This is a genomic window from Nonomuraea purpurea (assembly GCF_042650645.1).
GTDB classification, from domain to species: domain Bacteria; phylum Actinomycetota; class Actinomycetes; order Streptosporangiales; family Streptosporangiaceae; genus Nonomuraea; species Nonomuraea purpurea.
Window position 1 is genome coordinate 75,008 of record NZ_JBHSBI010000005.1, and the last position, 25,378, is coordinate 100,385.

The 25,378-nt window shown below is 68.8% G+C and carries 29 protein-coding genes and 1 riboswitch; of the genes, 18 read left to right on the forward strand and 11 right to left on the reverse strand.

The genetic code is table 11. From position 1 onward, the window contains the following. Positions 1 to 40: 40 nt before the first annotated feature. A complete protein-coding gene (locus tag ACFOY2_RS11540) occupies positions 41 to 592 on the reverse strand; it encodes a DUF1707 and FHA domain-containing protein (RefSeq protein ID WP_357808844.1) in 552 nt (183 codons plus the stop codon). Positions 593 to 680: 88 nt separating this feature from the next. Between ACFOY2_RS11540 and ACFOY2_RS11545 the strand changes: the two genes are divergently transcribed. Genes ACFOY2_RS11545 through ACFOY2_RS11555 form a run of 3 tightly spaced genes read left to right on the forward strand, consistent with a single transcriptional unit; the run spans position 681 to position 4,425 of the window. Next, entirely contained in the window at positions 681 to 1,190 is a 510-nt protein-coding gene (locus ACFOY2_RS11545) for a PadR family transcriptional regulator (protein WP_379527964.1), read from the forward strand. After that, positions 1,187 to 1,867: an ABC transporter ATP-binding protein gene (locus tag ACFOY2_RS11550; RefSeq protein ID WP_379527965.1), complete on the forward strand. Its 681-nt coding sequence runs from the start codon at positions 1,187 to 1,189 to the stop codon at positions 1,865 to 1,867. Before ACFOY2_RS11545 ends, ACFOY2_RS11550 begins: the two co-directional genes overlap by 4 nt. Then, complete coding sequence (locus ACFOY2_RS11555; protein WP_379527966.1) at positions 1,864 to 4,425, forward strand: FtsX-like permease family protein; 2,562 nt, start codon at positions 1,864 to 1,866, stop codon at positions 4,423 to 4,425. The genes ACFOY2_RS11550 and ACFOY2_RS11555 overlap by 4 nt, the downstream gene beginning before the upstream one ends. Here the strand turns inward: ACFOY2_RS11555 and ACFOY2_RS11560 are convergent. Together ACFOY2_RS11560 and ACFOY2_RS11565 are read right to left on the reverse strand one after the other, a co-directional pair. Beyond that, positions 4,385 to 5,746: an MFS transporter gene (locus ACFOY2_RS11560; protein ID WP_379527967.1), complete on the reverse strand. Its 1,362-nt coding sequence runs from the start codon at positions 5,744 to 5,746 to the stop codon at positions 4,385 to 4,387. The two genes, ACFOY2_RS11555 and ACFOY2_RS11560, sit on opposite strands and share 41 nt — an antisense overlap. A gap of 74 nt (positions 5,747 to 5,820) precedes the next feature. Further along, positions 5,821 to 6,675: a hypothetical protein gene (locus ACFOY2_RS11565; protein WP_379527968.1), complete on the reverse strand. Its 855-nt coding sequence runs from the start codon at positions 6,673 to 6,675 to the stop codon at positions 5,821 to 5,823. A gap of 240 nt (positions 6,676 to 6,915) precedes the next feature. On the opposite strand from ACFOY2_RS11565, the gene serA reads away from it, so the two are divergent. Further along, a complete protein-coding gene (serA, locus tag ACFOY2_RS11570; protein ID WP_379527969.1) occupies positions 6,916 to 8,505 on the forward strand; it encodes a phosphoglycerate dehydrogenase in 1,590 nt (529 codons plus the stop codon). A gap of 416 nt (positions 8,506 to 8,921) precedes the next feature. Here the strand turns inward: serA and ACFOY2_RS11575 are convergent, their stop codons facing one another. Next, complete coding sequence (locus ACFOY2_RS11575) at positions 8,922 to 9,737, reverse strand: class I SAM-dependent methyltransferase (RefSeq protein WP_379527970.1); 816 nt, start codon at positions 9,735 to 9,737, stop codon at positions 8,922 to 8,924. 106 nt (positions 9,738 to 9,843) lie between these two features. Between ACFOY2_RS11575 and ACFOY2_RS11580 the strand changes: the two genes are divergently transcribed. Beyond that, a complete protein-coding gene (locus ACFOY2_RS11580; RefSeq protein WP_379527971.1) occupies positions 9,844 to 10,221 on the forward strand; it encodes an SSI family serine proteinase inhibitor in 378 nt (125 codons plus the stop codon). Positions 10,222 to 10,330: 109 nt separating this feature from the next. Here ACFOY2_RS11580 and ACFOY2_RS11585 read toward each other — a convergent pair whose 3' ends face one another. Continuing rightward, a complete protein-coding gene (locus tag ACFOY2_RS11585; protein ID WP_379527972.1) occupies positions 10,331 to 10,885 on the reverse strand; it encodes a C40 family peptidase in 555 nt (184 codons plus the stop codon). A 26-nt stretch (positions 10,886 to 10,911) separates the two neighbouring features. Beyond that, positions 10,912 to 11,050: riboswitch (cyclic di-AMP (ydaO/yuaA leader) on the reverse strand. A gap of 100 nt (positions 11,051 to 11,150) precedes the next feature. Here ACFOY2_RS11585 and ACFOY2_RS11590 point away from each other — a divergent pair. The 3 genes from ACFOY2_RS11590 (at position 11,151) to ACFOY2_RS11600 (ending at position 14,195) form a co-directional block, all read left to right on the forward strand. Then, positions 11,151 to 12,197 carry a 3-isopropylmalate dehydrogenase gene (locus ACFOY2_RS11590; RefSeq protein ID WP_379527973.1) on the forward strand — a complete coding sequence of 349 codons (1,047 nt, stop codon included), beginning with the start codon at positions 11,151 to 11,153 and terminating at the stop codon, positions 12,195 to 12,197. A 215-nt stretch (positions 12,198 to 12,412) separates the two neighbouring features. After that, a complete protein-coding gene (locus ACFOY2_RS11595) occupies positions 12,413 to 13,510 on the forward strand; it encodes a branched-chain amino acid aminotransferase (protein WP_379527974.1) in 1,098 nt (365 codons plus the stop codon). Between the two features lie 127 nt (positions 13,511 to 13,637). Beyond that, complete coding sequence (locus ACFOY2_RS11600) at positions 13,638 to 14,195, forward strand: Uma2 family endonuclease (RefSeq protein ID WP_379527975.1); 558 nt, start codon at positions 13,638 to 13,640, stop codon at positions 14,193 to 14,195. A 55-nt stretch (positions 14,196 to 14,250) separates the two neighbouring features. On the opposite strand, the gene gltX is transcribed toward ACFOY2_RS11600, so the two are convergent. Together gltX and ACFOY2_RS11610 are read right to left on the reverse strand one after the other, a co-directional pair. Next, positions 14,251 to 15,627: a glutamate--tRNA ligase gene (gltX, locus tag ACFOY2_RS11605; protein WP_379527976.1), complete on the reverse strand. Its 1,377-nt coding sequence runs from the start codon at positions 15,625 to 15,627 to the stop codon at positions 14,251 to 14,253. Beyond that, entirely contained in the window at positions 15,620 to 16,399 is a 780-nt protein-coding gene (locus tag ACFOY2_RS11610) for a fumarylacetoacetate hydrolase family protein (protein WP_357808805.1), read from the reverse strand. Before ACFOY2_RS11610 ends, gltX begins: the two co-directional genes overlap by 8 nt. Before the next feature lie 173 nt (positions 16,400 to 16,572). On the opposite strand from ACFOY2_RS11610, the gene ACFOY2_RS11615 reads away from it, so the two are divergent. The 7 genes from ACFOY2_RS11615 to ACFOY2_RS11645 are packed head-to-tail and all read left to right on the forward strand — an operon-like array spanning position 16,573 to position 19,496. Continuing rightward, positions 16,573 to 17,058 carry an Asp23/Gls24 family envelope stress response protein gene (locus ACFOY2_RS11615; RefSeq protein WP_379527977.1) on the forward strand — a complete coding sequence of 162 codons (486 nt, stop codon included), beginning with the start codon at positions 16,573 to 16,575 and terminating at the stop codon, positions 17,056 to 17,058. Further along, positions 17,055 to 17,435 (forward strand): hypothetical protein, encoded by a 381-nt coding sequence (locus tag ACFOY2_RS11620; RefSeq protein WP_379527978.1) that lies wholly within the window; start codon positions 17,055 to 17,057, stop codon positions 17,433 to 17,435. The genes ACFOY2_RS11615 and ACFOY2_RS11620 overlap by 4 nt, the downstream gene beginning before the upstream one ends. After that, on the forward strand, positions 17,432 to 17,626 hold the full coding sequence (locus ACFOY2_RS11625) for a hypothetical protein (protein WP_357808797.1): 195 nt from the start codon (positions 17,432 to 17,434) through the stop codon (positions 17,624 to 17,626). The genes ACFOY2_RS11620 and ACFOY2_RS11625 overlap by 4 nt, the downstream gene beginning before the upstream one ends. Further along, positions 17,623 to 17,985, forward strand: a complete 363-nt coding sequence (locus ACFOY2_RS11630) for an Asp23/Gls24 family envelope stress response protein (protein WP_379527979.1) — start codon at positions 17,623 to 17,625, stop codon at positions 17,983 to 17,985. The genes ACFOY2_RS11625 and ACFOY2_RS11630 overlap by 4 nt, the downstream gene beginning before the upstream one ends. A gap of 8 nt (positions 17,986 to 17,993) precedes the next feature. After that, positions 17,994 to 18,563: a DUF6286 domain-containing protein gene (locus ACFOY2_RS11635; protein WP_379527980.1), complete on the forward strand. Its 570-nt coding sequence runs from the start codon at positions 17,994 to 17,996 to the stop codon at positions 18,561 to 18,563. Continuing rightward, the gene (locus ACFOY2_RS11640) at positions 18,560 to 19,135 is read left to right on the forward strand and encodes a hypothetical protein (RefSeq protein WP_379527981.1); all 576 of its coding nucleotides are present in this window, start codon (positions 18,560 to 18,562) and stop codon (positions 19,133 to 19,135) included. The genes ACFOY2_RS11635 and ACFOY2_RS11640 overlap by 4 nt, the downstream gene beginning before the upstream one ends. 16 nt (positions 19,136 to 19,151) lie before the next feature. Then, positions 19,152 to 19,496: an antibiotic biosynthesis monooxygenase family protein gene (locus tag ACFOY2_RS11645; RefSeq protein WP_379527982.1), complete on the forward strand. Its 345-nt coding sequence runs from the start codon at positions 19,152 to 19,154 to the stop codon at positions 19,494 to 19,496. Between the two features lie 33 nt (positions 19,497 to 19,529). Here ACFOY2_RS11645 and ACFOY2_RS11650 read toward each other — a convergent pair whose 3' ends face one another. Further along, complete coding sequence (locus ACFOY2_RS11650) at positions 19,530 to 20,123, reverse strand: HD domain-containing protein (protein WP_379527983.1); 594 nt, start codon at positions 20,121 to 20,123, stop codon at positions 19,530 to 19,532. Between the two features lie 183 nt (positions 20,124 to 20,306). Between ACFOY2_RS11650 and ACFOY2_RS11655 the strand changes: the two genes are divergently transcribed. Beyond that, a complete protein-coding gene (locus tag ACFOY2_RS11655) occupies positions 20,307 to 21,908 on the forward strand; it encodes a heparinase II/III family protein (protein WP_379527984.1) in 1,602 nt (533 codons plus the stop codon). A 413-nt stretch (positions 21,909 to 22,321) separates the two neighbouring features. Here ACFOY2_RS11655 and ACFOY2_RS11660 read toward each other — a convergent pair whose 3' ends face one another. After that, the gene (locus ACFOY2_RS11660; RefSeq protein WP_379527985.1) at positions 22,322 to 23,113 is read right to left on the reverse strand and encodes a helix-turn-helix domain-containing protein; all 792 of its coding nucleotides are present in this window, start codon (positions 23,111 to 23,113) and stop codon (positions 22,322 to 22,324) included. A gap of 404 nt (positions 23,114 to 23,517) precedes the next feature. Between ACFOY2_RS11660 and ACFOY2_RS11665 the strand changes: the two genes are divergently transcribed. Further along, a complete protein-coding gene (locus ACFOY2_RS11665) occupies positions 23,518 to 23,859 on the forward strand; it encodes a hypothetical protein (RefSeq protein WP_379527986.1) in 342 nt (113 codons plus the stop codon). Here the strand turns inward: ACFOY2_RS11665 and ACFOY2_RS11670 are convergent. Together ACFOY2_RS11670 and ACFOY2_RS11675 are read right to left on the reverse strand one after the other, a co-directional pair. Further along, positions 23,852 to 24,112: a hypothetical protein gene (locus tag ACFOY2_RS11670; RefSeq protein WP_379527987.1), complete on the reverse strand. Its 261-nt coding sequence runs from the start codon at positions 24,110 to 24,112 to the stop codon at positions 23,852 to 23,854. The two genes, ACFOY2_RS11665 and ACFOY2_RS11670, sit on opposite strands and share 8 nt — an antisense overlap. A 358-nt stretch (positions 24,113 to 24,470) precedes the next feature. Beyond that, complete coding sequence (locus tag ACFOY2_RS11675; RefSeq protein ID WP_379527988.1) at positions 24,471 to 24,830, reverse strand: hypothetical protein; 360 nt, start codon at positions 24,828 to 24,830, stop codon at positions 24,471 to 24,473. Positions 24,831 to 24,989: 159 nt separating this feature from the next. Between ACFOY2_RS11675 and ACFOY2_RS11680 the strand changes: the two genes are divergently transcribed. Then, positions 24,990 to 25,370 carry a nuclear transport factor 2 family protein gene (locus ACFOY2_RS11680; RefSeq protein ID WP_379527989.1) on the forward strand — a complete coding sequence of 127 codons (381 nt, stop codon included), beginning with the start codon at positions 24,990 to 24,992 and terminating at the stop codon, positions 25,368 to 25,370. The last annotated feature ends 8 nt before the right edge of the window (positions 25,371 to 25,378 follow it).

Consider the following 25,378-nt stretch of genomic DNA (forward strand, 5'->3'; position numbering starts at 1 on the left):
TGTATATCCGCAAATCTCCGTATTTATCGGTGGTGGGAGATCAGTGCGACGGCTGGCCCGACGTCACCATGAACCCGCAGTCGCCGAACGAGATCTCATCGCCCGACCTGACCCGGGCGGGCCCCACCAGCCGCCACCCGTTGAGCCGGGTGCCGTTGAGCGAACCGAGATCGACCAGCATCCACCCGCCGTCGTCCTCGCGCCGCAACTCGGCGTGGACCCGTGAGACCGTCAGGTCCGACAGCACGAGATCGCAGGCCGACCCCCGGCCCACCACGTAACGCAGCCGGTCGTCGTCGGGCAGCGCGAGCCGGGGCAGCCGGGGCCGCCGCCACGCCGACTGCATCTTGGTGGTGAACTCCGACACCGACGCCACCGCGTCGGTCAGCCGCTGCCGGAACGTCGGCCGTCGCGGCAGGTCGGCCACCAGTTCGTCGAGTTCCTGCCGGTTCTGCGCCCGCAGCGCCTGGTCCACCCGGCCCACGAACGTGTCGTGGGAGATGCGCCCCTCTACGGCGCGATCCCTGAGCTCGTCGATCGCACGGTCACGTTCCCCATCTGAGGCGCGAAAGGGCGGATGCGTGGAGCTCATGTAGCGAGTATCGGCCTGAACCGCGCCCCCTGTCCAGAAAAGCCGGATCAGTTGCGAAGAGCATACTCGGTATGCATACTCAGTATCTATGTCGATCAGGCACGGACTGCTCGCGTTGCTGAGCAGCGGACCGCGTTACGGCTATCAATTGCGGGTCGAGTTCGAGGCGTCGACGGGGGCGACCTGGCCGCTCAACATCGGCCAGGTCTACACGACGCTCTCCCGCCTGGAGCGCGACCGGCTGGTCGCGCCCGGCGGGGCCGACGAGCAGGGCCGCGCGGTCTACACGATCACCGAGGCAGGCCGGGGGGAGTTGGAGCGATGGTTCAGCACCCCCGTCGCCCAGACCGACCGGCCTCGGGACGAACTCGCCATCAAGATCGCGATGGCGGTGGCGGGCGGCGTCGACGTCGCCGAGGTCATCCAGACCCAGCGGATGGCCACCATGAGCTGGCTCCAGCAGCTCACCAAGGCCAAACGCACCGCCACCGGAGGGCTCGCGCAGCGCCTGGTCCTCGACTCGATGATCTTCAAGGCCGAGGCGGAACAGCGCTGGCTGGACCACTGCGAGGCCGTTTCCAAGGAGAAGAAACAATGACTGTGGTGAGTTTGCGGGACGTGACCCGCGAGCACGGCCAGGTGCACGCGCTCAAAGGCGTGAGCCTGGAGGTCTCGGCGGGGGAGCTGGTCGCGGTCATGGGCCCCTCGGGGTCCGGCAAGTCCACCCTGCTCAACCTGGCCGGCGGCCTCGACAGGCCCACCTCGGGAAGCGTGAGGATCGAGGGCACCGACCTGGCCGAGGTCAAGGACCTGGCCGCGCTCAGACGCGGCAGCGTCGGGTACGTCTTCCAGGACCTCAACCTGATCCCGTCCCTGACCGCCGCCGAGAACGTGATGCTGCCCAGGGAGCTCGACGGCGTACGCGCCGGGCAGGCACGCGAGGAGGCGCTCGCCGTCCTTGCCGAGGTGGGGGCCGAACAGGTCGCCGACCGCTTCCCCGAGGAGCTGTCCGGCGGGCAGCGCCAGCGCGTCGCCATCGCCAGGGCGCTGACGGGGGAGCGGCGGCTGCTGCTGGCCGACGAGCCCACGGGGGCGCTCGACACGGCCACCGGCGACGAGATCCTCCACCTGCTGCGCGCCCGCTGCGACGCCGGCGTCGCGGTGCTGCTCGTCACCCACGAACCCCGCTACGCGGCCTGGGCCGACCGCGTGGTTTACCTGCGTGACGGCGAGATCGTGGAGTCCAACGCCGTCCGGTTGGAGAGCTCCCGATGAGCGCCTTCCGCGCCGCGCTACGCATCTCCCGCAGGGACGCGCTGCGCTTCAAGGGCCGCACCGCGCTGATCATGATCATGATCTGCCTGCCGGTGCTGACCATCACGGCGGTGCTCACGATGGCCGAGACCACCTCGTTGACGCCGCGCGAGGAACTGCCGTCGCAACTCGGCCCGGTGGCCGATGCCAGGATCATGTCCCACTTCCACCGAACTGCCATCAGACAGGACCCGGCGGGCCGCTTCGGAAACCAGGAAGACACCGGCAAGCAGCCGCCGCCGTGGACGACGGCCGAGGTCAACGCCCTGCTGCCGGGTCGGTTGCTGCCGATCCAGGAACACCAGACGGAGGCCCTGCTGTCCGACGGCCTTGACATGATAAACGTGCTGGAGGCGGATCTGCGCGACCCGCTCGCCGCCGGCATCCGCCCGCTGGCCGAGGGCCGGATCCCGGTCACCGACGACGAGGTGGCGGTCACGCCCGGCCTGCTCGATCGAGGTGTCCGGCTCGGCAGCACGCTGAAAGTGACCAGACAGGCCAAGCCGCTGCGGGTGGTGGGCGTCGTCGAGAACCCCAACCAGCCCGGCATCGCGGAGCTCGTGAGCCAGCCGGGCGCGATTCTGCGGGACAAGAGAGACGGGCTGGGCACCGGCTGGCTCATCGACACGCCCTCTCCGGTGCAGTGGTCGGACGTGCGGCGGCTGAACCAGGCAGGACTGCGGGTCGCCTCCCGAGCGGTGATCGAGAGCCCGCGCACCGACCAGTACGACTACAGGCACTCCAACTCGGACGAGCAGATCGCGATCGCGATCGCCGTGGTCCTCATCGTCACGGAGACGACCCTGCTGGCCGGGCCCGCGTTCGCCGTCGGACTGCGGCGGCGCAGGAGAGAGCTGGCCACGATCGCCGCGCAGGGCGGCTCAGCCCGGCACCTGCGGGCGATCGTGCTCGCCGACGGCGTCGTGCTCGGTGGTCTGGCCGCCGTGATCGGCGTCGTGCTGGGGATCGGCGCGGGAGCGGCGAGCGAGACCGTTCTGGCGCGGCGGTTGGACTGGCAGAGCGCCCCACTGGACATCCCCTGGGTCCAAGTGCTCGGCGTCGCCGCGCTGGGCTTGATCAGCGCGTTGGCGGCGGCCCTTGTCCCGGCCGTGCAGGCGGCCCGGCAGAACCCCGCGCAGGTGCTGGCCGGACGGCCGGGCGAGGTGCGCGACCGGGCGGGCCGCCCGGTGCTGGGGCTGGTGCTCGTGGTGCTCGGGCTGGGCGCGATGGCCGTGGCCGTGCGCGGCAGAGAAGTAGCCGTGGTGGCGGCCTCGACGGTGGTCCTGTTCGGGCTGATCGCGTTGATGCCGTGGCTGGTGCGATTCACCGGGCGGCTCGCGAGGCGGCTCCCGCTGCCCGCGCGCCTGTCGGTCCGCGACGCCGCCCGCCACAGGGTGCGTACGGCCTCGGCCGCGGCGGCGGTCATGGCGGCCACCATGGCGGCGGTGACGGCCGGCATCGCCTACAACTCCGAGGCGATGCTCCGCGATGCGAACAGAACGTTCGACATACCTCCCGGCGCTTTGCTCGTCTATGCCGACGACCTCGACGACGCGGGGTGGGCCGCCTTGCGTGCCGAGGCCCAGACGAGACTGCCCGGAGCGAGCCTCGTCCCTGGCCTCGCGACGACCGACGCGGCGGGCCGGGGCGTGATGCTGTCCGCCCTGTGGAAGGGCAAGGCCGACTGCGGAGATTGCACCATCAGCCCCTCCAAGATGGCGATCGGCGACGCCCGGCTGCTCGCCTTCCTCCAGGGCCGGCAGGATCCGGGGGCCGCCGCGGCGCTGGCGGCGGGGAAAGCGGTCGCGTTCGACTCCCGGCTGGTGCGCGACGGCAAGGTCACCCTGGCCACCGAGCGATACGACGGTGACAAGGTTACGACGTCGCGACTTGCCGAGGTGCCCGCCGTGGTGGCCACCGGGGCCGACATCCGGCAGAGCGGTCTCCTGCTCCCGGCCTCGGCGGTGACGGCGGCGGGGCTCAAGACGACCGAGCGGCGGATGTACACCATGTACCGGCCTGACGATTTCCAACGCCTGCAGCGTGGCCTGAATGCGGTGACCGACAAGGCGATAATCAGCTTCAATACCGGAGACGACGGAAGCCTCGTCGTGCTGCTCTCGGCGGCCCTCCTCGCGGCGCTGGTCCTCGTGCTCGGCGGCACGTTCGCCGCCACCGGGCTGGCCGCCGCCGACATGCGCGCGGACCTGGACACCCTGTCGGCCGTGGGCGGACGGCCCCGAACCCGCAAGTTGGTGGTCGCGGCCCAGGCCGGATACATCGCCGGGCTGGGGGCCGTGCCAGGGCTGCTCGGAGGTGTCGTCGCCGGGATCGCGGTCACCGTGCCGATGCCCGGCTGGGGCAGTTCCCGGGGCGTCGGCATCGAGATCGGTCCCACCACGGTCGCCGTGCCGTGGCTCTTCCTGGCCGCGCTCGTGGTGGGCCTGCCCCTGCTGGCGGCGCTGCTGGCCGGGCTGTTCACGCGGACGCGTCCGACGCTGGCGCGCCGGGTGGTGTGAGCCGGTACTTCAAGGTCATCAGCGCCGACGCGAAGATGATCAGCGCGGGGACCGCGGTCTGTCCGATGAGGACCGCGGTCACCGCGCTGTCCGGTTGCTGGACCGGCCGGCTCGGCTCGGACTCGATGAAGCCGCCCAGCGACAGGATGATCCCGAAGATCAACGCCCCGAACGAGCTGACCCCGCTTTCGATGGCCGTCCACAGCCCGGTCAGCACGCCCGCCCGCCGTTTGCCGCTCCGCTGCGCGTCCGCCGCGATCACGTCGGCGAGCATCGAGAACTGCAGCAACTGCACGCCCGCGTACCCGACGCCCACCACCAGGATCGTCACGTGCGCCCACGCCGATCCGAACAGGGGCGTCGCGACGGCTGCCGTCGTCCCGCCTCCGAACAGCACCGTCGCCAGGATCATCGCGCCGCGCTTGTCGAAGCGCCTGGCCAGGCGCACCCACAGCGGCATCGTCAGCAGGATCGGGCCCACCAGCGCGGCGAAGAGCGTCTGCGTGGCGGTGGGCGTGCCGAGGGTGTAGGCGGCGAAGTACGGCGCCGCCGCCAGCATCATGCTCACGGCCAGCATCTGCGTGCAGGCCAGCACGGTCAGCCACAGGAATGCCGAATTGTCCTTGACCGCGGAGAACTGCTCGCGCCACCCGCCCCTGTCGGCCTCGGGCGCGCCGGTCATGGGGGCGCGGGCGGTGCCGAAGAACGCGCCCAGCATCGAGACCAGCATGATGGCCGCGATCGTGGCCCCCATCAGCCGGTAGCTGGCCGGCGTCCCGTCGTCGCCCTGGCTGGTGACGATGGCCGGCGCGAGCACCCCGGCGATCGCGGTGGCCGCGCCGATGAAGACCATCCGCCACTGCAGCAGCGAGGTGCGCTCGTGGTAGTCGTGCGTCATCTCGCCGGGCATCGCCTTGTACGGCACCTCGAACAGCGCGTACGCGGTGGCCGTGGCCAGGAAGCAGGCGGCGATGTACAACGCCGCGGGCACCCCGGTCAGCGGCGGCCCGGCGAAGACCAGGAAGAACGCGATCGGCAGCGTGCAGGCGCCGGCCAGCAGCCAGGGCCGCCGCGGGCCCATCCGCGACCTGGTCCGGTCCGACCAGCGGCCGACCATCGGGTTGATGAACAGGTCCCAGACCTTGGGCGCGGTCACGACCACCCCGGCCAGCCACGCGGGCACGGCCAGGAAATTGGTCATGTAGTAGAGCAGGAGCAGGCCGGGCACGGCGGTGACCGTGGCCGTGCAGAAGGATCCCACGCCGTAACCGAGGCGCACGCCCCTGGACACGGTGGACGTGCTCGCCGCCGGTGCGATCATGGCCTCATTGAAACCGAGCGGAAGCTCGGTTGGGCAGGCCCAGTTTCGGGGACCCGGTCACCCGGGTCCCCGGCTCAGTCGCAGACGTCTGCGCAGACGACGTGCGCGCCGATCTCCAGCATCCGCTGCTCGCTGCGCGCGTCGGCCACCCTGGCCATGAGGATCGGCGCGCCGGAGGCCGCGAACTGCGGCAACCGGGCCCGGACCAGGCGGTGCAGGTCGCGTACGACGTCCTCGGCGGCCGACATGTGCACCTTCACGTGCAGCATGATCCCCGGGGCTCCGGAGGCCGTGCGGGCTTCGGAGATCCAGACGTGGTGCACCAGCGGGAAGTCCATGAGCAGGTACCCGATCGCCTGCCGCAGCGCGGGCAGGATCGGATGCGTGCACCGCCGGTACCCGGGGTCCACCTGCTGCATGGGCCCGGACAGGTGCGGCCGGGGCGCGGGCACCCACGGCAGCGTGGGGGCGTGCGGAGTCGGCGGCGCCACCTGGGCCAGCGCGGCACCGCGTGACACGGTCGCCATCGCTCCCGTCGCGTAGGCGGCTGGCACCGCCCCTGACAGGACGGGCGTCGGCCCCGTACGCGTCATGGTGAGGAAGCGCTGGAGATCGTCGATGGGCACAGCCGCCGCGGCTGGTCCGGCCGCGTCGATCACGATCTCCCGCACGCCGGTGACGCGCTGGATGTCCAGGATGGTGTCGGCGTCGCACGCCGATAGGGAATGACTGCCGCGGTGCCTGGCATAGGTGGCAGGGCCGGTGTAACCGAGCAATACCCGGTCACCCGCCTGGGTCGTCCCGAGGACGACCGAGCGGTCTGGACGCACTGCTACCAGGACTCCACCGTCGGCGAGAGCGCCCAGCAGGCGGTGCGGAGTGCCATGCTGGGCGAGCACGTCGGCAAGCGCAGAATTCCCGATGCTCATATGACGAACCATAGGTAGTCGGCCACGGCTTATCAGGCTAATGGTGAATAAATCCCCCGATCAAGACAAAGATGGCCGCGATGTGGATGAGTTTGCCGCCACGGGGTACCTCAGGACCCGTCTCACATCGTGAGTCCCTCGTGAACGCGTTCACAAGCGGTGGATACACTCTGTGGGACAGCCGGGGGATCCGTGCAGGTGTCCCCCCGAAGCCCGCCGTCCCGCTAAGGATCCACACCCGTGAACAAGCCCGTCGTTCTGGTCGCAGAGGAGCTGTCCGAGGCAGGCCTCGCCGTGCTCGCCGCTGATTTCGAGGTCCGCCACACCGACGGCGCCGACCGTTCCAAGCTGCTGCCCGCCCTGGCCGACGTGGACGCGCTGATCGTCCGCTCCGCCACGCAGGTCGACGCCGAGGCCGTGGCCGCGGCCCCCAAGCTGCGCGTGGTCGCCCGCGCCGGCGTCGGCCTCGACAACGTCGACGTCGAGGCCGCCACCAAGGCCGGTGTCATGGTCGTCAACGCCCCGACCTCCAACATCACCAGCGCCGCCGAGCAGACCGTCGCCCTCATCCTGGCCAGCGCCCGCAACACGCCGCAGGCCCACGCCGCGCTGAAGAACGGGGAGTGGAAGCGCTCCAAGTACACCGGCATCGAGCTCGACGAGAAGGTCATCGGCATCGTCGGCTTCGGCAAGATCGGCCAGCTCGTGGCCCAGCGGCTGCTGCCGTTCGGGGTGGAGATCATCGCCTTCGACCCCTACCTGCCCCCGGCCCGCGCCGCCCAGGTCGGCGTGCAGCTGGTCAGCTTCGAGGAGCTGCTGAAGAAGTCCGACTTCATCACGCTGCACCCGCCGAAGACCAAGGAGACCGTCGGGCTCATCGGCGCCAAGGAGCTGCAGCAGGTCAAGCCGTCGGTGCGGATCATCAACGTGGCGCGCGGCGGGATCATCGACGAGAACGCCCTCTACTCGGCGATCAAGGAAGGGCGCGTCGCCGGCGCGGGCATCGACGTGTTCGCCAAGGAGCCGTGCACCGACAGCCCCCTGTTCGAGCTCGACCAGGTCATCGCGACCCCGCACCTGGGCGCCTCCACGCACGAGGCCCAGGAGAAGGCCGGCACCCAGGTCGCGCGGAGCGTGAAGCTGGCGCTGGCGGGCGAGTTCGTGCCGGACGCCGTCAACGTCCAGGGCGGCGCGGTGGCCGAGGACGTCAAGCCGGGCCTGCCGCTGGCCGAGAAGCTGGGCCGGGTGTTCACCGCACTGGCCGGCGAGGTCGCCACCAAGCTCGACATCGAGGTGCGCGGCGAGATCGCCTCCGAGGACGTGCGGGTGATCGAGCTGGCCGCGCTCAAGGGCGTGTTCGCCGACGTGGTCGAAGAGCAGGTCACCTACGTCAACGCGCCGCTGCTGGCCAAGGACCGCGGCCTCACCGTCGAGCTGGTCACCAGCACCGAGAGCCCCGACTGGCGCAACGTCGTGACCGTGCGCGGCCTGCTCGCCGACGGCCGCCCGGTGTCGGTCTCCGGCACGCTGTCGGGGCCCCGCCAGATCACGAAGATCGTCGAGGTCAACGGCTACGAGATGGAGATCGAGCCGACGGCCCACCTGTGCTTCTTCACCTACACCGACCGTCCCGGCATCGTCGGCGTGGTCGGCAGGCTGCTCGGCGAGCACAGCGTCAACATCGCCTCGATGCAGGTGGCCCGTGACGTCAAGGGCGGCAAGGCGCTCATCGCGCTGACCGTCGACTCGGCGATCCCTGCCGACGTGGTCGAGCAGATCAGGGCCGAGATCGGCGCCGACAGCGGTCGCTCGGTCGACATCGAGGACTGACCTCACCTCGCGTGAAAGGCCGTCACCCGTTCGGGTGGCGGCCTTTTCTGTCTCAGCATGCGAGATACTAGGACGTCCAACGAGATGGCTGAGGTACTGTTACTGGAAATGCGCCAGGTTCTCGTACTCATTACCTGCCGCGGCGGGGCCTGTTAGGGGCAGGTCGACGACCCGTCGCGGTGAGCGGCGTGTGTCGGCCACTAAGTCCCTTTCGTCCGGGTCCGTGATCCGGACCGCGAGTGCAGGCCCGGTCGGGTTCGCGACCGGGATCCGACGTCCCCCGATGGAACACATCCGCGAAACGAGATGAGCCACATGTACGAGATGTATGCCTGGAACCGTGCCGAGGACCACGAGGACGAGGCCGCCGAGGCGTTGCAGATGGCGCTGGACCGCAGGGACAACGGCGGCGCGCCTCAGAACTCCAGCCGGTAGATCACGGCCGTCCGCTTCAAGCTCGGGAGCAGTTCGGCGAGCCAGAACATGATGCGGTACGGGAGCGACAACGTGCCGAACCCGGCCGCGTCGAACGCGCTCAGCGCCGACACGCAGCGCAGCTTCGGATGGATCGCCAGCAGGTCGGCCGGGCCGTCGATGGCCCAGTGCATCGTGGCCCCGGCCCTGCGCACGGGTCCGTTGAACCTCTGTAGCCGCAGCCCCAGCGTGCTGAGCGCGTCGAAGACGAACTGGCCGCAGGGGAAGCGGTCCACGATCGTCCGCAGCAGCCGGGCGCCCTCGGCCGGATCGAGGTAGTAGAACAGGCCCTCGGCGACGACCAGCGCCGGAGCGTCGTCGGGGATCTGGTCCAGCCAGGCCAGGTCGGTGACCGACGAGCCGATCATCGTGTAGCCGGGCGGCCTCGGGAACAGGCGGGCACGCAGGTCGATGACCTCGGGGTAGTCCACGTCGTACCAGCGCACGCTGGGCGGCACGGCCATCCGGTGGTAGCGGGTGTCGAGCCCGCAGCCCAGGTGGAGCACGACGGCCTCCGGGTGCTCCGCCAGGTACTCGGCGGCCCAGTCGTCGACGGAATGCGCCCTGAGCGCGACGGCCGGGGCGATGGCGGGGCCGATGCCCGTCTTGGAGAAGTCGTAGTCGATGCGGTCGATCGTCTCGGCGGCCAGTTTGTCGCCGAGGATCGGGTGACGGGATCGTGCGTCGAGCGCCCTGCCGTACAGGGTGGCGAGCAGGGTGGCTTTCTCCCCCGTCAGGTGCACTTTCTGCTGCCCCATACCACCACGCTACGTCTGCGGCCGAGGGTAGGGACACCTCACCGTCCGGATACGCAGAGCATTGGTAGCGTCACGATCTGTATCCGATCGTCGAGGAGGCCCCCGCATGCCCCTGATCCAGCGCGCCGTCGCCGTCCCTGCCTTCGCGGCCGCCCTGTTCGTCACGGCCGCCCCCGCCCATGCCGAGATCGGGCAGCTGGAGATCACGCGGTACGACGTCCGCTCGGGGGAGAAGCAGCAGTGGTACCTCGCCTGCGATCCGGACGGCGGCACCCACCCTGATCCCGTCGGCGCCTGTGACCGGCTGCGCGGGAGCGACGCCGACCTGGAGCGGCTCCGGTTCGGGCCGGCGCCGTGCCCGAAGATCTACGATCCGGTCGAGGTCGAGATCGTGGGCTACTGGAACGAGGAGCCCCGGCGCTTCCGTCACCGATACCCGAACCCCTGTTCTGTCCGCTACCAGGCGGCTCCTGTCGTGCTGTAGGCGTCCCGGCCCGCGGTGTCCGCGTCGGGCTCCCCGGCATGGGAGGGGGGAGTCGTCCGCACGCCGTGGAAAGACGCGAACACCGCGGGCCGGGAGATGAGGGCTCACCTCAAAGGGTGGCGACGGGCATGGACGGGGCAGGGGTGAGGCTCTGCTTGATCGAGAGCCGCACGCCCTTGGGATCGGGCCGGACGGCGCCGACGAAGGCGTCTCTGCGCCAGTTCGACAGCCGTTCTTCCTTGACCACGTCGCCGGAATGCGGCGCGTGCACCATGAAGCCGGGCTTGGAGATCATCCCGACGTGGCCCAGATTGCTGAAGAACACCAGGTCGCCCGGCTTGAGGTTCTTCCAGGAGATCTTCCTGTCGAACGCGGCGTACTGGTCGTTGGTGACGCGGGGCAGTTCGATCCCCGCGGCTTCGTAAGCTCGGAGCATGAGCCCCGAGCAGTCGTAGCCACTGTCGCTCGCTCCGCCCCAGACGTACGGGATCCCGCGTTTGTCCATGGCGAACTTGAGGGCGATCTTCCAGGCGGGCTTGTTCTGCTTGTCCTGGATGCGCTTGAGCTTAGGGCCGGTCAGAGTGATGTCGGCGCCGTCCTGGGGATCGGCGGCCGCGTGCGCGGGGGTGACCAGAGCGAAGAGCCCTGCTGTGCCCGCCGCCACGAGAATGGCGATGCGAGACAGTGAACTGATCCTTCCACGTGGCCTACCGGGTTAGCTGACGGGCTCGGGCCTGGAAGTAGCCCTACGGCTTGCGCCGATTCGCCCCAGGGGAAAGGTGGGTCCCCGGCTCCACACAGGGCTGTGTGGATTAGGCTGGCTCGGACTCTAACGAAACGGTCAAAGCGTGGCAAATCTGTTAAAACCGGGCGTCCGGACAATGAGATGATGTGTTCGTCAGTCGAGACGAGCCGGTAAGGTACCGCCCATGGACTCGCGTAACATCCGCCTGGCCGTCATCCCCGGGGACGGGATCGGCACTGAGGTCGTAGCCGAAGGACTCAAGGTCCTGGAGGCCGTCGGCACGAAGATCGAGCCCACTCACTACGACCTGGGCGCCGCACGCTACCACCGCACCGGCGAGACGCTGCCCGACGCGGTCCTCGAGGAGCTGCGCGGCTACGACGCGATCCTGCTCGGCGCCGTGGGCGACCCCAGCGTGCCGCCGGGCGTCCTCGAGCGCGACCTCCTGCTCCGCCTGCGTTTCGAGTTCGACCACTACGTCAACCTGCGGCCGGTCAAGCTGTTCCCCGGCGTGGAGACCCCGCTGGCCGACACGCCCGCCGAGGACATCGACATGATCGTCGTCCGCGAGGGCACCGAGGGCCTCTACGCGGGCACCGGCGGCGTCATGCGGCGCGGCACGCCGCACGAGATCGCCACCCAGGAGTCGCTCAACACCGCCTACGGCGTCGAGCGCGTGGTGCGTTACGCCTTCCAGAAGGCCCAGTCGCGGCCCCGCAAGAAGCTCACGCTCGTCCACAAGACCAACGTCCTGACCTACGCGGGCGACCTGTGGCAGCGCACGGTCAACCGGGTGGCGCAGGAGTTCCCCGAGGTCACGACCGACTACTGCCACATCGACGCGGCCTCGATGTTCTTCGTGAGCCAGCCTGAGCGCTTCGACGTGGTCGTCACCGACAACCTGTTCGGCGACATCATCACCGACCTCGGCGCGGCCATCGCCGGCGGCATCGGCCTGGCGGCCAGCGGCAACATCAACCCCGAACGCACCTCGCCGAGCATGTTCGAGCCGGTGCACGGCAGCGCCCCCGACATCGCCGGGCAGGGCAAGGCCGACCCCACCGCCACCATCCTGTCCGTCGCCATGCTCCTCGACCACCTGGGCCTGCACGATGCGTCGGCCAAGGTCGAGCAGGCGGTCGCCGACGACATCCTGGAGCGGCTGACCGGCTGGGCCGGCCGCACGACCCATGAGATCGGCGACGACATCACCGCGCGAGTATCCGGCTAGGACCGCCTAGCCCCGATCAGCGCCTGGCGGTCCGAGGAGGACTGCCAGGCGCTTTTTCGCGTCTACACGGGCGAACCCCGCCAAGGGCCGCTAGCCATCCCATATGGCGAGACAATAGGAAGTACGGACTGCCCTCAGCCGCCGTCAGGCATCGTGAATCCGCAGATCCAGCAGTTTCGGTAGATTTCGCAGAAGTCGCAGAGAGAAGGACCGCCATGACCATCGCTCAGAAGCTCAGCTTCGACGTGCAGCTATCCGACCACGCTCGCACCGCGGCCGAGCGGGAGCAGGTACTGGCGAACCCCGGCTTCGGCCAAACCTTCACCGACCACATGGTCTCGATCGACTACACCGAGGGCGCGGGCTGGCACGACGCCAGGCTCATGCCGTACGGGCCGCTCTCGCTCGACCCGGCCACCTCGGTCTTCCACTACGCGCAGGAGTTGTTCGAGGGGCTCAAGGCCTACCGCCAGACCACGGGCTCGATCGTGACCTTCCGCCCCTACGCCAACGCCGCCCGCTTCAACCGCTCCGCCGTCCGCATGGCCATGCCCGAGCTGCCCGAAGAGGCGTTCGTCGAGTCGCTCGAACTGCTGGTGGAGACCGACAGGGAATGGGTGCCCACGACCGAGGGCCACAGTCTCTACCTGCGCCCGTTCATGATCGCCACCCAGGCGGGGCTCGGGGTCAACTACCCGTCCAAGAGCTACAAGTACCTGGTCATCGCCTCCCCGGCGGGCTCGTACTTCACCGGCGGCATCAAGCCCGTCTCGGTCTGGCTGTCCACCGAGTACACCCGCGCCGCCCCTGGCGGCACCGGCTTCGCCAAGTGCGGAGGCAACTACGCCGCCGCGTTCGTGGCGCAGCGCCAGGCCGTCGAGAACGGCTGCGACCAGGTGGTGTGGCTGGACGCCCACGAGCACCGCTACGTCGAGGAAATGGGCGGGATGAACCTGTTCTTCGTCTTCGGCGACAAGCTCGTCACCCCCGCGCTGACCGGGACCCTCCTGCCCGGCATCACCCGCGAATCCATCCTGGAACTCGCCGGCGACCTGGGCCTGGAGACCGAGGAGCGCCTCATCACGGTCGACGAGTGGCAGGCGGGCTGTGAGTCCGGCGAGCTCACCGAGGTCTTCGCCTGCGGAACGGCGGCCGTGGTCACCCCGGTCGGCTCGGTCAAGGGCGCCGACCGCTCCTGGACCGTCGCCGACGGCACCTCGGGCCCGGTGACGATGCGGGTGCGGGAGGAGCTGGTGGGCATCCAGTACGGCGTCCGCCCCGACCCCCACGACTGGATCCACAAGATCGTCTGATCTGCCCGCCCCCTGTGCCGTTCCTCCCGGCATGGGGGGCGTGAAAATCCGTCGCCGATAAAGCCTCCCCTGTCACAACCCTCGCGCATTACCCTGGGTAACATCACGACTACCCGAGGACGGCGGCATGGTCAGGCCCCTGGAAGAGCGTTTCCGCACGGTCCGCGATTTGTTCCCCGAATTCCGGGTGGAAACCCGGAGAGGGCGGCTCCTGGTGAACGAGTCGGGTACCTGGCAGCACAACACGATTCTTTTTCAGCTGCTTTTCCAGCTCGTCGGCCCGGTGGCCGCGCGAGGCTGGGAAATCTGGCCCAACATCACCGTCTACCTGGGCCAACACGCCGACCGCTACGTGCCCGACCTCACCGTCGTCCCCGAGACTCCGCGCATGGAGGAGGACCACACCGTCCACGGAGATTCGACGCTGCTGCTCGTGAGCGTCGTTTCCGCGAGCAGCTTCTACGACGATTACTTCGTCAAGCCCGGCGATTACTCCCCGAACGGGGTCCCGTTTTATCTGGTGATCGATCCGTTCCGGCGCGAGGTCAAACTCTTCAGCGAGCCGGGAGGCAAGGAATACGGGCGGGAAACGGTCGCGATGGGCGGCGAGCCGCTCACCCTCCCCGACCCGTGGAACCTCGCCCTCGACACCGGAAAACTGCTTTACGGGGACGACGGCGCGTGAGGGCCCCGACGCCACGACGCGCCGGCTGCCGGGGCCACGATCAGCCTGCTGCGGGTCAGGGTTTCTGGAGGCGTTCGAGGGCCGAGCGCAGACGCTCCTTGGCGCGATCGCGCCCCAGCACCTCGATCGACTCGAACAGCGGCAGCCCCACCGTACGGCCGGTGACCGCGACCCGGACCGGCGCCTGGGCCTTGCCGAGCTTGAGCCCGTGGGCCACCCCGACCTCCTCCAGCGCCTGCTTGAGCGACTCGGGGTCCCAGCTCACCGCCTTCAGCCGGTCGAGGTAGTCGGTGAGGATCTCCACCGGGGAGTTCTTCATCGCCTTGTCCCACGACGCCTGATCGAACACCGGCTCCTCAAGGAAGAGGAAGTCGACGTTCTGCCGGATCTCCGACAACACCGTGATGCGGGTCTGGGCGAGCGCGGCGACCTTGCTGAACAGCTCGCGATCCCAGGAATCGTCGAGGTAGGACGTGCAGCGCGCCTCGAACGTCTCCAGCGGCAGCGCCCGGATGTACTCGCCGTTGAACGCGCGCAACTTCTTCTCGTCGAAGAAAGCGTTGGACGGGTTGACGTCCTCAAGGCTGAAGCGCTCCACCATCTCCGACCACGGCATGATCTCGCGGTCGTCACCGGGGCCCCAGCCGAGCAGCATGAGGTAGTTGACCATGGCCTCGGGCAGGTAGCCCTCGGCGCGGTAGTCCTCGAGCGCCACCTTGTCGCGTCGCTTGGACAACTTCTTGCGCTGCTCGTTGACGATCACCGGCAGGTGGGCCCAGACCGGCGGGGTCGCGCCCAGCGCGGGCCACAACAGCTCCTGCCTGGCCGCGTTGGGCAGGTGCTCCTCGCCCCTGGCGACGTGGGTGACGCCCTGGGTGATGTCGTCGACGGCGTTGGCCAGCACGTAGAGGGGCGAGCCGTCGCTACGCGCGATGACGAAGTCTTCCTGCGCGTTGTTGGGGAACTCCACCCGGCCCCGGACCAGGTCGTCGACCACGGTGACGCCTTCGTCGGGCGTGCGGAAGCGAACCGCGCCGGCCGTGAGGCCACGCTCGCGGCAGTGGCCGTCGTAGCCCTTGTCCTTCGAGCCCGTGCGCTCCTGCACCTGCTCACGGGTGCAGTCGCAGTAGTAGGCCTTGCCGTCGGCGAGCAGCTTGGCCACGGCCTCGCGGTGCTGCGGCTCGTAGGCCGACTGGAAGTAGGGCCCCTCGAACACCGGGTTGGTGCCGTTGATGCCGATCCAGTCGAGCGCCGAGATGATGCCCTCGGTCCACTCAGGACGGTTGCGCGTGGCGTCGGTGTCCTCGATGCGCAGGATGAACCGGCCCCCGGCGCGTTCGGCCACGGCCCAGTTGAACAGCGCGGCGCGGGCGCTGCCCACGTGGAACATGCCAGTAGGGGACGGGGCGAACCGGACCCGTACGTCAGTCACGGGAGACCACCTTGTTCGTGAGTGTGCCGATGCCTTCGATGCCGACGCTGACCTCGTCGCCGATCTCCAGCGGGCCGACGCCGGCCGGTGTGCCGGTGAGGATCACGTCGCCGGGGATCAGGGTCATGACCGCGCTGACGTACGCGACCAGCGCGGGGATGTCGTTGATGAGCTGGCTGGTGCGGCCGCTCTGGCGGATCTCGCCGTTGACCGTGGTCGTCAGCGCCAGGTCGCCGGCCTCGAGATCGGTCTGGATCCACGGGCCCAGCGGGCAGAACGTGTCGAACCCCTTGGCCCGCGTGAACTGCACGTCCTTCTTCTGCAGGTCGCGCGCGGTGACGTCGTTGGCGCAGGTGTAGCCGAAGATGACGTCCTTGACCCGCTCGACCGGCACCTCGCGGCACAGCCGGCCGATCACCACGGCCAGCTCGCCCTCGTAGTCGACGCGGTCGGACAGCGACGTGGGATAGGCGATGTTCTCGCCGTGGCCGATCACCGTGGTGGACGGCTTCATGAAGATGAGCGGCTCCTCGGGCACTTCGTTGCCCAGCTCGGCCGCGTGCTCGGCGTAGTTCCTGCCGATGGCGACCACCTTGCTCGGCAGCATCGGGGCAAGCAGCTTCACCTGGGAGAGCGGGAAGCGCTCACCGGTGAACTGCACCTGGCCGAACGGGTGACCGGAGATGCCGGAGACGAACTCTTCCCCCGGACCGCCTTCGACCACGCCGAACGACACGCCACCTTCGCCTGTGGAGAACCTCGCTATACGCACCCGACAAGGCTATCGCCGCTGTCGGAGGGCTCCACCCATTAACGTCACCGCCACGTCAGGAACTGTCGATAAATGCACCTAGAGTCCGCTTTGTCAGGCATCACCCGTGTTGTGACGGTTATCTCATCCTATTGAGCAATGTACGTAGGGGGTGACGGACCGTGTCGGACACGATGTCTACTCGGCCCACGGGCAGCGGCCAAGCCGGGGCCGTGCCACGGGCGAGAACTCAGGAGGACGGCCCGGTGAGCGCGTTGGTCACCGACCGGGGGACCACGACCATCGAGGACGTGGTCGTCGCCAAGATCGCCGGTCTGGCCGCGCGCGAGGTGTCCGGCGTGTACGCCATGGGCGGAGGCGCGGCGCGGGCCTTTGGGAGCGTCCGGGGCATAGTCGGCGGAGACCGGAATCTCGCCCAGGGCGTCTCGGTCGAGGTGGGCGAGCGTCAGGCCGCCATCGACCTCGACCTGGTGACCGAATACGGGACGGCGATTCCCGATCTGGCCGGGGCGGTGCGCAAGAACGTGATCCAGGCGGTGGAGCGGATGTGCGGGCTCGAGGTGACCGAGGTCAACATCAGAGTTGACGACGTCCACCTTCCCGATCAGGACCGGGATCGGGGCATGGAGGACGTCGAACAGGAGCCCAGGGTCCGATGACGGACGCCCCGCCCGGATCCGCCGCGCCCGGCTCGGGCAGGCCCGGCTCCAGCGCGGGATCCGCCGCCCAAGCCGGCGGGAGAGGCGCTGCCGGGGCGGGTGCCGAAGCTGAGGTGTATGCGATCGCCGAACGGGCGCGCCAATGCCCCGGGGTGGTCGGCCTGTCCGGCGGGTTGTTCGGAACGGTGGCCACGTACCTGCCGGGAGGCCGCCTCATGGGCGTGTCCGCGAACGACCGCACCGTGGAGATCTCCATCGTCGCCACCCCGGATCGGCCCCTCCCGGAAACCGCCGCCGAGCTGCGGCGGGTTCTGGCGGGCCTGGCGGGAGAGCGCAAGGTGAACGTCCGCATTGCGGACATCGTGGAGGAAGTATGAACAACAGCCGCAACACGGTCCACTGGCTGCCCCTGATCGGCATGGCGGTCGGCATCATCCTCGGCCTGACCGGCGCCTTCGGCGGCCTCATTGCTTTCCTGCTCGTCCTGGTGCTGGGCGCGGTCGGTCTTCTGGTAGGCCGCATCGCCGAGACGGGCGAGCTGAACCTGCCGGGTCAGAGGCGCAGATGAACTCCACCGTGACGGTCCCCGCGCAGCGCCGCCCGCCGCTGCCGGAGCCGGAGCACCGGGGCCGGACCGAGATCGCCCCCCGTGCGGTCATCAAGATCGCATGTCACGCCGCCAGAGAGGTCCCCGAGGTGCGTGAGGTGCAGATGCGCCCCGCGGGACGGCCGCGGGGACGTGTGTCCAGCGTCCGGGTGCACCGTGACTGGGCCACGGTCCGCCTCAACGTGAGCGTGGTCTACCCGTCGCCGCTGCGCGCTGTGGGGGAGCGGCTGCGGCAGCACGTGATCGAACGCGTCGTGTCCCAGACGGGCCTGAAGGTGGTCCGTCTGGACGTGATCATGACCAACCTGGTTGAACCATGACTGCCGTGATGCCCAGGCCGCGGAACAAGGCGGCCGACCGGGCCGCGATCAGGGCGTTCCGGTCGTATCTGAGGATTCCCGCCATCGTGGTGGCGGTGCTGCTCACGCTCCTGGGCCTGCTCGTCGCCGCCGAGACGATCTCCGCCCTCCTCGGCCGGCCGCTGCGGCTGCTCCCCTATGACGCGATGTCGGCCTGGGCCTCCAGAACATTGTGGTCGGACCCGCAGGCCCTGGCCATCTCCGCGATCGTGGCGCTGGTCGGGCTCGCCCTGCTGGCGACGGCGCTGGTGCCGGGCCGTCCGAAGATGATGCCGGTACACACGGGGGACTCCTCCCTGATCGTCGGCCTGCGTCCCAAGACCGTCAGCAGGGCGCTGGCACACGCGGCCGAGGACGTTCCCGGCGTGCTCTCGGCCCGTGCCGCTCTGCGCGGTGCCAAGATCACTGTCAGGCCGCTCATCGAGGGGCCGGACAACGGGATCGGCCAGAACGTCCATGACGCCGCGCTCGCCAGGCTGACGGCGCTGGACCTGGTCAAGCCCTACCGGGTGGTCGTCAACGTCAGGGAACGCAAATGAACAGGAGGATCAGAGGAGTCAACCGGCTGGGACTGGCGCTGGTCGGGCTGGTGCTGACGGTCCTCGGCGGGCTCGCCCTGGCCCGTGGGCTGGGCGCGTACTCACAGGATTGGGCCGCCGCGCGGACCCCCATCGTGGACGCCAACGTCCGGGACTTCTTCGCGCACACGAGCCCATGGATCTGGTGGGCGGTGGCGGCGGCCGGGATCGTCGTGGCGCTGCTCGGGCTGCGGTGGCTGTTGGCGCAGGCCCGCAGGGACGCACGCCGCCCCGTGCGCCTGGAGAGCGGCCCCGCCGGCGTTACCGAGGTCTCCGCCGACGGCATGGCGCACGCCCTTGCGGCCGACGTCGAGTCGAGCCCCGTCGTGCTGAGCGCGCAGCCGCGCCTGGCGGGCGCCGAGGCGCGGCTGAACCTGGTCGCCGATGAAGCGGCGCCGATGGAGGAGCTCACCAGGCACCTGTCCACGACGGTTCTCCCGCACCTGGCCGACGCGCTGGACCGGGATCGGGTACCGGCGCTGGCCCGCGTTAGCCTGGAGCCCTCATCCGCGCCGCACCGAGTGGTGCGCTGACGAGAGGGGCCCCAAGATGTCCGTCGTGAAGATCAACGTGCTGACCGTGCCCGACGAGATGCGCGAGGAGCTGGAACGCCGTTTCGCCAAGCGGGCGGGGATGGTGGACTCGGCCGACGGCTTCGAGTGGTTCGAGCTGCTGCGGCCGGTGGAGGGCACGGATCGCTACCTCGTCTACACGCGCTGGCGCAGCGAGGAGGACTTCCAGAAGTGGCAGCAGGGCGAGGCGTTCCAGCGCGGCCACGCCCAGGCCGCAGCCGCCGCTCAGGGCCAGGGTCACGGCCACGGGCATGGGCCCGCGGCGACGGGCTCCGAGCTGTGGAGCTTCGAGGTCGCCGAGAGCGCCGGCCCCAAGTCCTGACGGATCACTTCAGCGCGCGGCCCGGCGGAGGAATCAGTCGAGCGGGTTGCGCGCGATCCGGTCGAGGATGCCGCCGCGGACGAACTGTCCGGCGAAGCTCGACGGCTTGCGCGCGCCCTGGTCCGAGATGCAGGCCGCGAACTCCTTGGCGATCTCCAGCCGGGGATGGCGCTCCAGGACCTCTTTGCGGATCGCCTCGGGGAGGTCCTCGGTGCGGCGGCCCGAGATGTCCATGCCGGTGGACAGCTCCAGCAGATGCCCCTCCGGGTCGTCCTCCAGGGGGACCTCCTCCCACATGTGCCGGATGATCACCTCGCAGGCGCGGGTCCGCCGCTCCGGCGACCAGCCGGCCCCGGCGCAGAACGCCCAGGCCACGTGCCCGCCCGCCTCCTCGTAGGGCACCGTGTGGCTGTCGAACTCGGCGACCAGCCCGATGTCGTGCAGCATGGCCGAGACGTAGAGCAGTTCGGCGTCGAACGTGATGCCGCGCTCCCTGGCGTAGGCGGCCGCCCACAGGTAGGCGCGGATCGAGTGGTTGAGCAGGGACGGCGAGTGGTAACGGGCGGCCACTTCGAGCGCGCCGCGGCAGGCGGGTGTGTCCGGGGTCACGAGGTCGTCGAATGTCACGACCCCAGCATGTCGTGACGGGTACGCCGCCGCCAGCAGGGATGGCGGCGACGCCGCATCGGGCGGCTAACGAATCGGACAATCAACTTGACCAGTTGATCAAAGGTCCGAAAGCATGTCCCGCCCTCATCATTTGTCCCGGAAGGAACTGGCGTGCGCCGGTTTGCGATACCTCTTGCCCTGATGCTCGCATTAGGAGCTCTTACGAGCCCTGCCGCGCACGCCGACAAGGTCACCCGCACCGCCGAGTGCCAGGGCGACTGGCTGCCGGGCACACCGACGGCCGACGACGTCATGCGAGGCGAGATCTCGCTGGTGGGCCTGCCGGACTTCAAACTCGGCAAGAAGATCAACTGGGGTGCGAGCCCGTACGGGAACCGCTCGTGGGAGTTCGTCTTCCAGTCGTTGCGCTGGATGGGCACGCTCGTCGTCGCCTACGAGAACAGCGGCGAACGGCGCTACCTGGACCGCGCGACGGAGATCACCAAGGACTGGGTCGCCAACAACAAGTACGGCGCCCGCGGCACGAAGCCGTACGTCTGGAAGGACCACCCCGTCTCGCTGCGCACGCAGCCGCTGCTCTGCCTGAGCAAGCACGTCAACGAGAGCTGGCTGAAGGACAGCCTGGCCACGCACGCGGGGCTCCTGTCGGACCCCCGCCTGTACAAGAAGGGCCACAACCACGGCATCGACCAGGACATCGCCCTCATGGGCATCGGCTGCAGGTACGGCCGCAAGGACTGGGCGAACCTCGCCTCCAAGCGCCTGACCGGCACGGTCAAGCTCGACGTCGACTCGCAGGGCGCGCTCATGGAACAGGCGCCTCGGTACGCGGTGTACGTCTACGGGCGGCTGCAGGTCGCGATGACCAACATGAAGTCCTGCGGGCGCAAGGTGCCAGGCGACATCGCCGAACGCACCGAGGCGATGAAGGACTTCGTCGCCCACTCCACGATGCCCAACGGCTACATGGTGCCCATCGGCGACGGCAGCGCCGAGGTCGAGCCCAAGATGGAGACCGGCACGCCGAAGCAGGAGGTCAAGACGTACCGGGCGGGCTACGTGTTCGGGCGCACGGCGTTCGGCAAGCCGGAGTCGGCCTTCTACTCGATCAGGTTCGGCCCGGGGATGAAGTTCCACGGCCACGAGGACCACCTGGGCGTGACGTACTACGCGCAGGGGCGCGACATCCTGGTCGACGGCGGGTTCCACTCCTATGAGAAGAGCGCCTACCGCCACTGGACGCTCTCGCCCGAGGCCCACAACGTGCCCACCGTCGTGGGCGCGCGCTTCAAGCCCCGTACGGCCTCCAAACTCGTCAAGACCGACTACGGCAAGGACCGCCAGGCCTTCAAGCTGACCGACCAGGCCTACGGCGTCAGCCGTACCCGATCGGTGCTGGTCAACCACGGCGAGGACCTCATGGCGGTGCTCGACACCGCCTCCGGCGGCAAGAAGATCAAGAACGTGTGGCGCTTCGACCCGTCGCTGAAGGTCGTCTCCAACGGCGGGGGCAAGGTCGTGCTCGGGGACGGCAAGTTCAAGGTCACGATGCTCCAGCTGACCTCCTGCTCCAAGGCCGGCGGGCAGAAGGTTGAGCGGGGCGGGAAGCTGGGCTGGGTGTCGCCGACGTACCTGTCGAAGAAGCCGACCAACGTCGTGCTCTCGCCGGCGGCGAAGTCCCTGCTCACGGTGATCGTGCCGGGTACGGACTCGCCCAAGGTGTCGTGCGCCGGCGGCAAACTCACCGTCGACGGCACCACCTTCTCCACCAACCTCCTCTGACCGTGCTACGGGTGGGCCGCCGACGCCCACCCGTCGCCTGGCTACGCGGTGGGCGCGCATCGGGTTCGGATATGTCGCAAGATTGCCGTCATGCGTGCTGTCTCGCTGCTCTGCGGATGATTCGCACTCGCCTCGCTGCTGACATTGGGTGAGGCGAGTCGCGCCGGCGCTCGGCACCGCCGTACCGGTCAGAACGGACGTACGCGCTTCGTCCTGTCGGAACGCAGCCTGGAAAGCCGCGTCCGTGGCGATCAGCGCGGCGGCAGATGGTGGGGCCTGTACCCGAACCCGGACCCGCCTGCACGCCCCGGTCCCGCAAACCCGCCGAACGCCGCCCGTCCCGCTGCTGCATGAAGAGGACGTCCGGATTGCGTCGGAGATGGTCCGCGCAGGGAGGTCGCCGGGCCGGTTGGCTAGGGCGGTGAGGAGGCGGCTGATCGGCGTAGATAGGCGGTGGTTTCGGCGTCGGCGGGGAAGAGGGATTCGACGGCGATCTCTTCGAGGGTGATGTCGAAAGCCGCGCCGAACGTGGTGATCGTGCTGAAGAAGGAGAGTTCGGCCCCGTCGTGGCAGAGGCGGATGGGCATCGCGATGTCGGCGGGGCCGGCCGTCGGAGGATCGTCGCCGGCGCCGTACGAGCGTAGTTCCTCATACAGGGAGCTCAGCTCGGGGTCGCCGGTGCGGGCGGCCTGGCGGGCGAGCCTCGGGAGCAGGTACGCGCGTACCTGACCCAGATTCCGCAGCCGCGGCGCGAAGCCGCGCGGGTCCATGCCCAGCCGCATCATGTTGACCGGCGGCTCCAGCAGCGCGGGGTCGACTCCGTCCAGGAAGATCCCCAGGGCGGAGTTGGCCAGGAGAACGTTCCAGCGATGGTCCACGGCGACCGCCGGGAACGGCTCGTGCTCGCGTAACACCCGTTGGACGGCGTCATATGCCGTGGCCAGCTCCGGATCCTCCAGGGGGCGGCGCGCGTACACGGGGGCGTATCCGGCCGCCACCAGGAGTTTGTTACGTTCCCGTAGTGGTACGTCGAGGTGTTGGGCCAGGTGAAGGAGCATGGGGCGGCTGGGAGTCGTACGTCCCGTTTCGACGAAGCTGATGTGCCGGGTGGACACGTTCGCCTGTATGGCCAGGTCGAGCTGGGTCAGGCGGCGACGGTTCCGCCACTCCCGCAGCAGGGTCCCCACCGAGCGATCGCGTTGCATTCCTCAGTTGTATCCGCTCGCCACACCAGTCAGTCCGGCGGTTGCACATTCCGCGACATGGAATGTGAGACGGGCGGATGCGCCGCGAACTCGCCGGTCGCCCGGTCGCGGCTCGATCTCAAGCGAGTCGTCGCCGATGCCGAGCACGTGGCGCTCCACTCCCACCTGGACTCGAAAACGAGATCTTCGCTCCCGGCCACCCATCAACGAAGGCCGCATCTTGCACTGGTCACACTGGTGACGACACCACCAAACCCGCCAAAGTCACTACCGGCGATGACAACTCAAAGATCGATAAGTGCGGCTGGAGTAATTGGCTGCCGGGCCAGAACGGGCAACGTCTCGGCGAACCCCGGTCATCTATCCATGCGCTAAATGACTGTGTGTGATGCGATGCTGTATGCATGTTCCGTCTCAGCTCCAGGAACCGCCAAGAGTTCTACTACCGCCCTGATCGGCGCAGGTGGTGGTGGCAGGGCCGTGGCGATGATGACGACTTCCCCATGGAGAACCTGGCGTCCGTCGACGAGGGCCGCCAGGTGTGGCGGATCGCCTGGTGGGGCGATGGCTGGGGAGTTTGGGCCGGGCGCTACCCAGACTTGTCCACGCCGCCGGCGTACAGCACGGTCAACATCCCGCACCACATGCATGAGGCCGCCGGCAACTGGGCGCTCGGTGTCGTCCCCCCGCATCCCAACAAGGGGATCACCTGCTCGCATGGGGGAGACCCCGACGCGGTCATGTGACCGATTCCGGATGCTCACAGTCCACGCTGGTCGTGCCCGACTCGTCTTTCACGGTGTACGGCTCCCCGTTGGTGAATGTGCCTGTGATGGAGGCTCGCGCCCGGTAGTAGCCATCCCGGCAGGGAGCGGACGTCAGCGGGTAGGAGTTCGCCAGCCCGGGGAGCTGCTCGTAATAGTCGTGGGCGATCTCGTACCAGTCGCCCAGTCGGCTGTCCTTGTGGTCGATGGCGATGCGGGCGTGGAATGTCATCATGACGATCTGGTCGCATTTGACGCGCAGGCTTGCTCTAACGCGAGGCTCGGCAGTTCCGAACCTGACGGCGACCAGGGGAGCCCATGAGTTCCGGCAACCATGTCTGCCCTCGGGATGGCTGCTGCTGACGCGTCCAGCACTGCAGTCAGCGGGGGCGGAGGTCAGGAGGACGCCGACGGCCACCCCGGCGGCCCACCGCGTCAGCATGAAAGTCCGCAGTGCATCACGTCTCGGACGGTAGTCCAATAAACTACATTCAGTAGCATTGCGTAAGCAGAATGCTACCATCGGGTGAGGCGCGGCGGAGAGACGGGGCCATGTCTATGGCGTCTTTCGGGGAGTAAGTCCCGTTGGCCGTTCAGATGGGCCAGATGCGGACGAAACGCAGACCGGGTTGCACTCGACCCGCGTCGCGCAGGTCGAGCGTGAGGTAGTCCCGGCGCCAGGATCCACGCAGGTCAATGACTCCGTTGTGGAAGTGACTTCGTGTGGTGAAGGAGATGGCTCCCTCGGAGAAGTCATAGCGCGCGACGTGAACTCCGTTGAGCGGTGCCGGCGCGTCGCGGTGGAGCCACGCGGCGACGGCCTGGCCTTCATCGGGTCCTGGAGGGGGCTTGACCAGCACATCCAGCACGACGCCGTCGGGATAGAACCGGAACACCTGTGGTCCGGCCGCGTAGATCCCGGACGGGCGTGACCGGCCTCGCTGTCGTGCCATGAACCCTTCACCTCCTCGGGCGATCTCGTCGTTTCCGCAGAACGGTGACGGCCTCGCACACGCACCAGCGGTCTGCCGCTTATCAGCTCCCTCTACGGTCTTGTCCATTACATCGCATGTAATCGACAGGACTCGACCCCATCCACGAGGGTGGTTCGCATGAGCGAGAACAGCGTCGCCGAACGCAACAGAGAATTGGTCCTGCGCGGCTTCAAGGAGTTCGCGGCGGGAAACGTCGACATTCTGCGAACTCTCCTTCGGGAGGATTTCGTCGAGCACAGCCCGGGAAATCCGTCCGGGCGGGACGCGTTCGTCGAGTTCATCGCGAACTCGCCGGTCGCCCGGTCGCGGCTGGATCTCAAGCGGATCGTCGCCGATGCCGAGTACGTGGTCGTTCACTATCACATGGATACGGGGGACGGCGGGCGCGGGCACGCGGTCGTTGATCTGTGGCGACTGGTGGACGGGCAGATTGTCGAGCACTGGGATGTGGTGCAGCCGGTTCCCGAATCCTCTGACGTGCCGAACGGGATGTTTTAGTGTTGTGA

Excerpts from the sequence above, each read along its gene's own strand:
- ACFOY2_RS11620 (WP_379527978.1), top strand. The coding sequence starts at position 17,055 with ATGACGGACGCCCCGCCCGGATCCGCCGCGCCCGGCTCGGGCAGGCCC.
- ACFOY2_RS11665 (WP_379527986.1), top strand. The coding sequence starts at position 23,518 with ATGTTCCGTCTCAGCTCCAGGAACCGCCAAGAGTTCTACTACCGCCCT.
- ACFOY2_RS11615 (WP_379527977.1), top strand. The coding sequence starts at position 16,573 with ATGTCTACTCGGCCCACGGGCAGCGGCCAAGCCGGGGCCGTGCCACGG.
- ACFOY2_RS11600 (WP_379527975.1), top strand. The coding sequence starts at position 13,638 with ATGGTCAGGCCCCTGGAAGAGCGTTTCCGCACGGTCCGCGATTTGTTC.
- ACFOY2_RS11670 (WP_379527987.1), bottom strand. The coding sequence starts at position 24,112 with ATGATGACATTCCACGCCCGCATCGCCATCGACCACAAGGACAGCCGA.
- ACFOY2_RS11565 (WP_379527968.1), bottom strand. The coding sequence starts at position 6,675 with ATGAGCATCGGGAATTCTGCGCTTGCCGACGTGCTCGCCCAGCATGGC.
- ACFOY2_RS11545 (WP_379527964.1), top strand. The coding sequence starts at position 681 with ATGTCGATCAGGCACGGACTGCTCGCGTTGCTGAGCAGCGGACCGCGT.
- ACFOY2_RS11625 (WP_357808797.1), top strand. The coding sequence starts at position 17,432 with ATGAACAACAGCCGCAACACGGTCCACTGGCTGCCCCTGATCGGCATG.
- ACFOY2_RS11660 (WP_379527985.1), bottom strand. The coding sequence starts at position 23,113 with ATGCAACGCGATCGCTCGGTGGGGACCCTGCTGCGGGAGTGGCGGAAC.
- ACFOY2_RS11560 (WP_379527967.1), bottom strand. The coding sequence starts at position 5,746 with ATGATCGCACCGGCGGCGAGCACGTCCACCGTGTCCAGGGGCGTGCGC.
- ACFOY2_RS11655 (WP_379527984.1), top strand. The coding sequence starts at position 20,307 with ATGCTCGCATTAGGAGCTCTTACGAGCCCTGCCGCGCACGCCGACAAG.
- ACFOY2_RS11580 (WP_379527971.1), top strand. The coding sequence starts at position 9,844 with ATGCCCCTGATCCAGCGCGCCGTCGCCGTCCCTGCCTTCGCGGCCGCC.
- ACFOY2_RS11595 (WP_379527974.1), top strand. The coding sequence starts at position 12,413 with ATGACCATCGCTCAGAAGCTCAGCTTCGACGTGCAGCTATCCGACCAC.
- ACFOY2_RS11675 (WP_379527988.1), bottom strand. The coding sequence starts at position 24,830 with ATGGCACGACAGCGAGGCCGGTCACGCCCGTCCGGGATCTACGCGGCC.
- ACFOY2_RS11575 (WP_379527970.1), bottom strand. The coding sequence starts at position 9,737 with ATGGGGCAGCAGAAAGTGCACCTGACGGGGGAGAAAGCCACCCTGCTC.
- ACFOY2_RS11680 (WP_379527989.1), top strand. The coding sequence starts at position 24,990 with ATGAGCGAGAACAGCGTCGCCGAACGCAACAGAGAATTGGTCCTGCGC.
- ACFOY2_RS11635 (WP_379527980.1), top strand. The coding sequence starts at position 17,994 with ATGCCCAGGCCGCGGAACAAGGCGGCCGACCGGGCCGCGATCAGGGCG.
- ACFOY2_RS11640 (WP_379527981.1), top strand. The coding sequence starts at position 18,560 with ATGAACAGGAGGATCAGAGGAGTCAACCGGCTGGGACTGGCGCTGGTC.
- ACFOY2_RS11630 (WP_379527979.1), top strand. The coding sequence starts at position 17,623 with ATGAACTCCACCGTGACGGTCCCCGCGCAGCGCCGCCCGCCGCTGCCG.
- ACFOY2_RS11555 (WP_379527966.1), top strand. The coding sequence starts at position 1,864 with ATGAGCGCCTTCCGCGCCGCGCTACGCATCTCCCGCAGGGACGCGCTG.
- ACFOY2_RS11645 (WP_379527982.1), top strand. The coding sequence starts at position 19,152 with ATGTCCGTCGTGAAGATCAACGTGCTGACCGTGCCCGACGAGATGCGC.
- ACFOY2_RS11540 (WP_357808844.1), bottom strand. The coding sequence starts at position 592 with ATGAGCTCCACGCATCCGCCCTTTCGCGCCTCAGATGGGGAACGTGAC.
- ACFOY2_RS11590 (WP_379527973.1), top strand. The coding sequence starts at position 11,151 with ATGGACTCGCGTAACATCCGCCTGGCCGTCATCCCCGGGGACGGGATC.
- ACFOY2_RS11550 (WP_379527965.1), top strand. The coding sequence starts at position 1,187 with ATGACTGTGGTGAGTTTGCGGGACGTGACCCGCGAGCACGGCCAGGTG.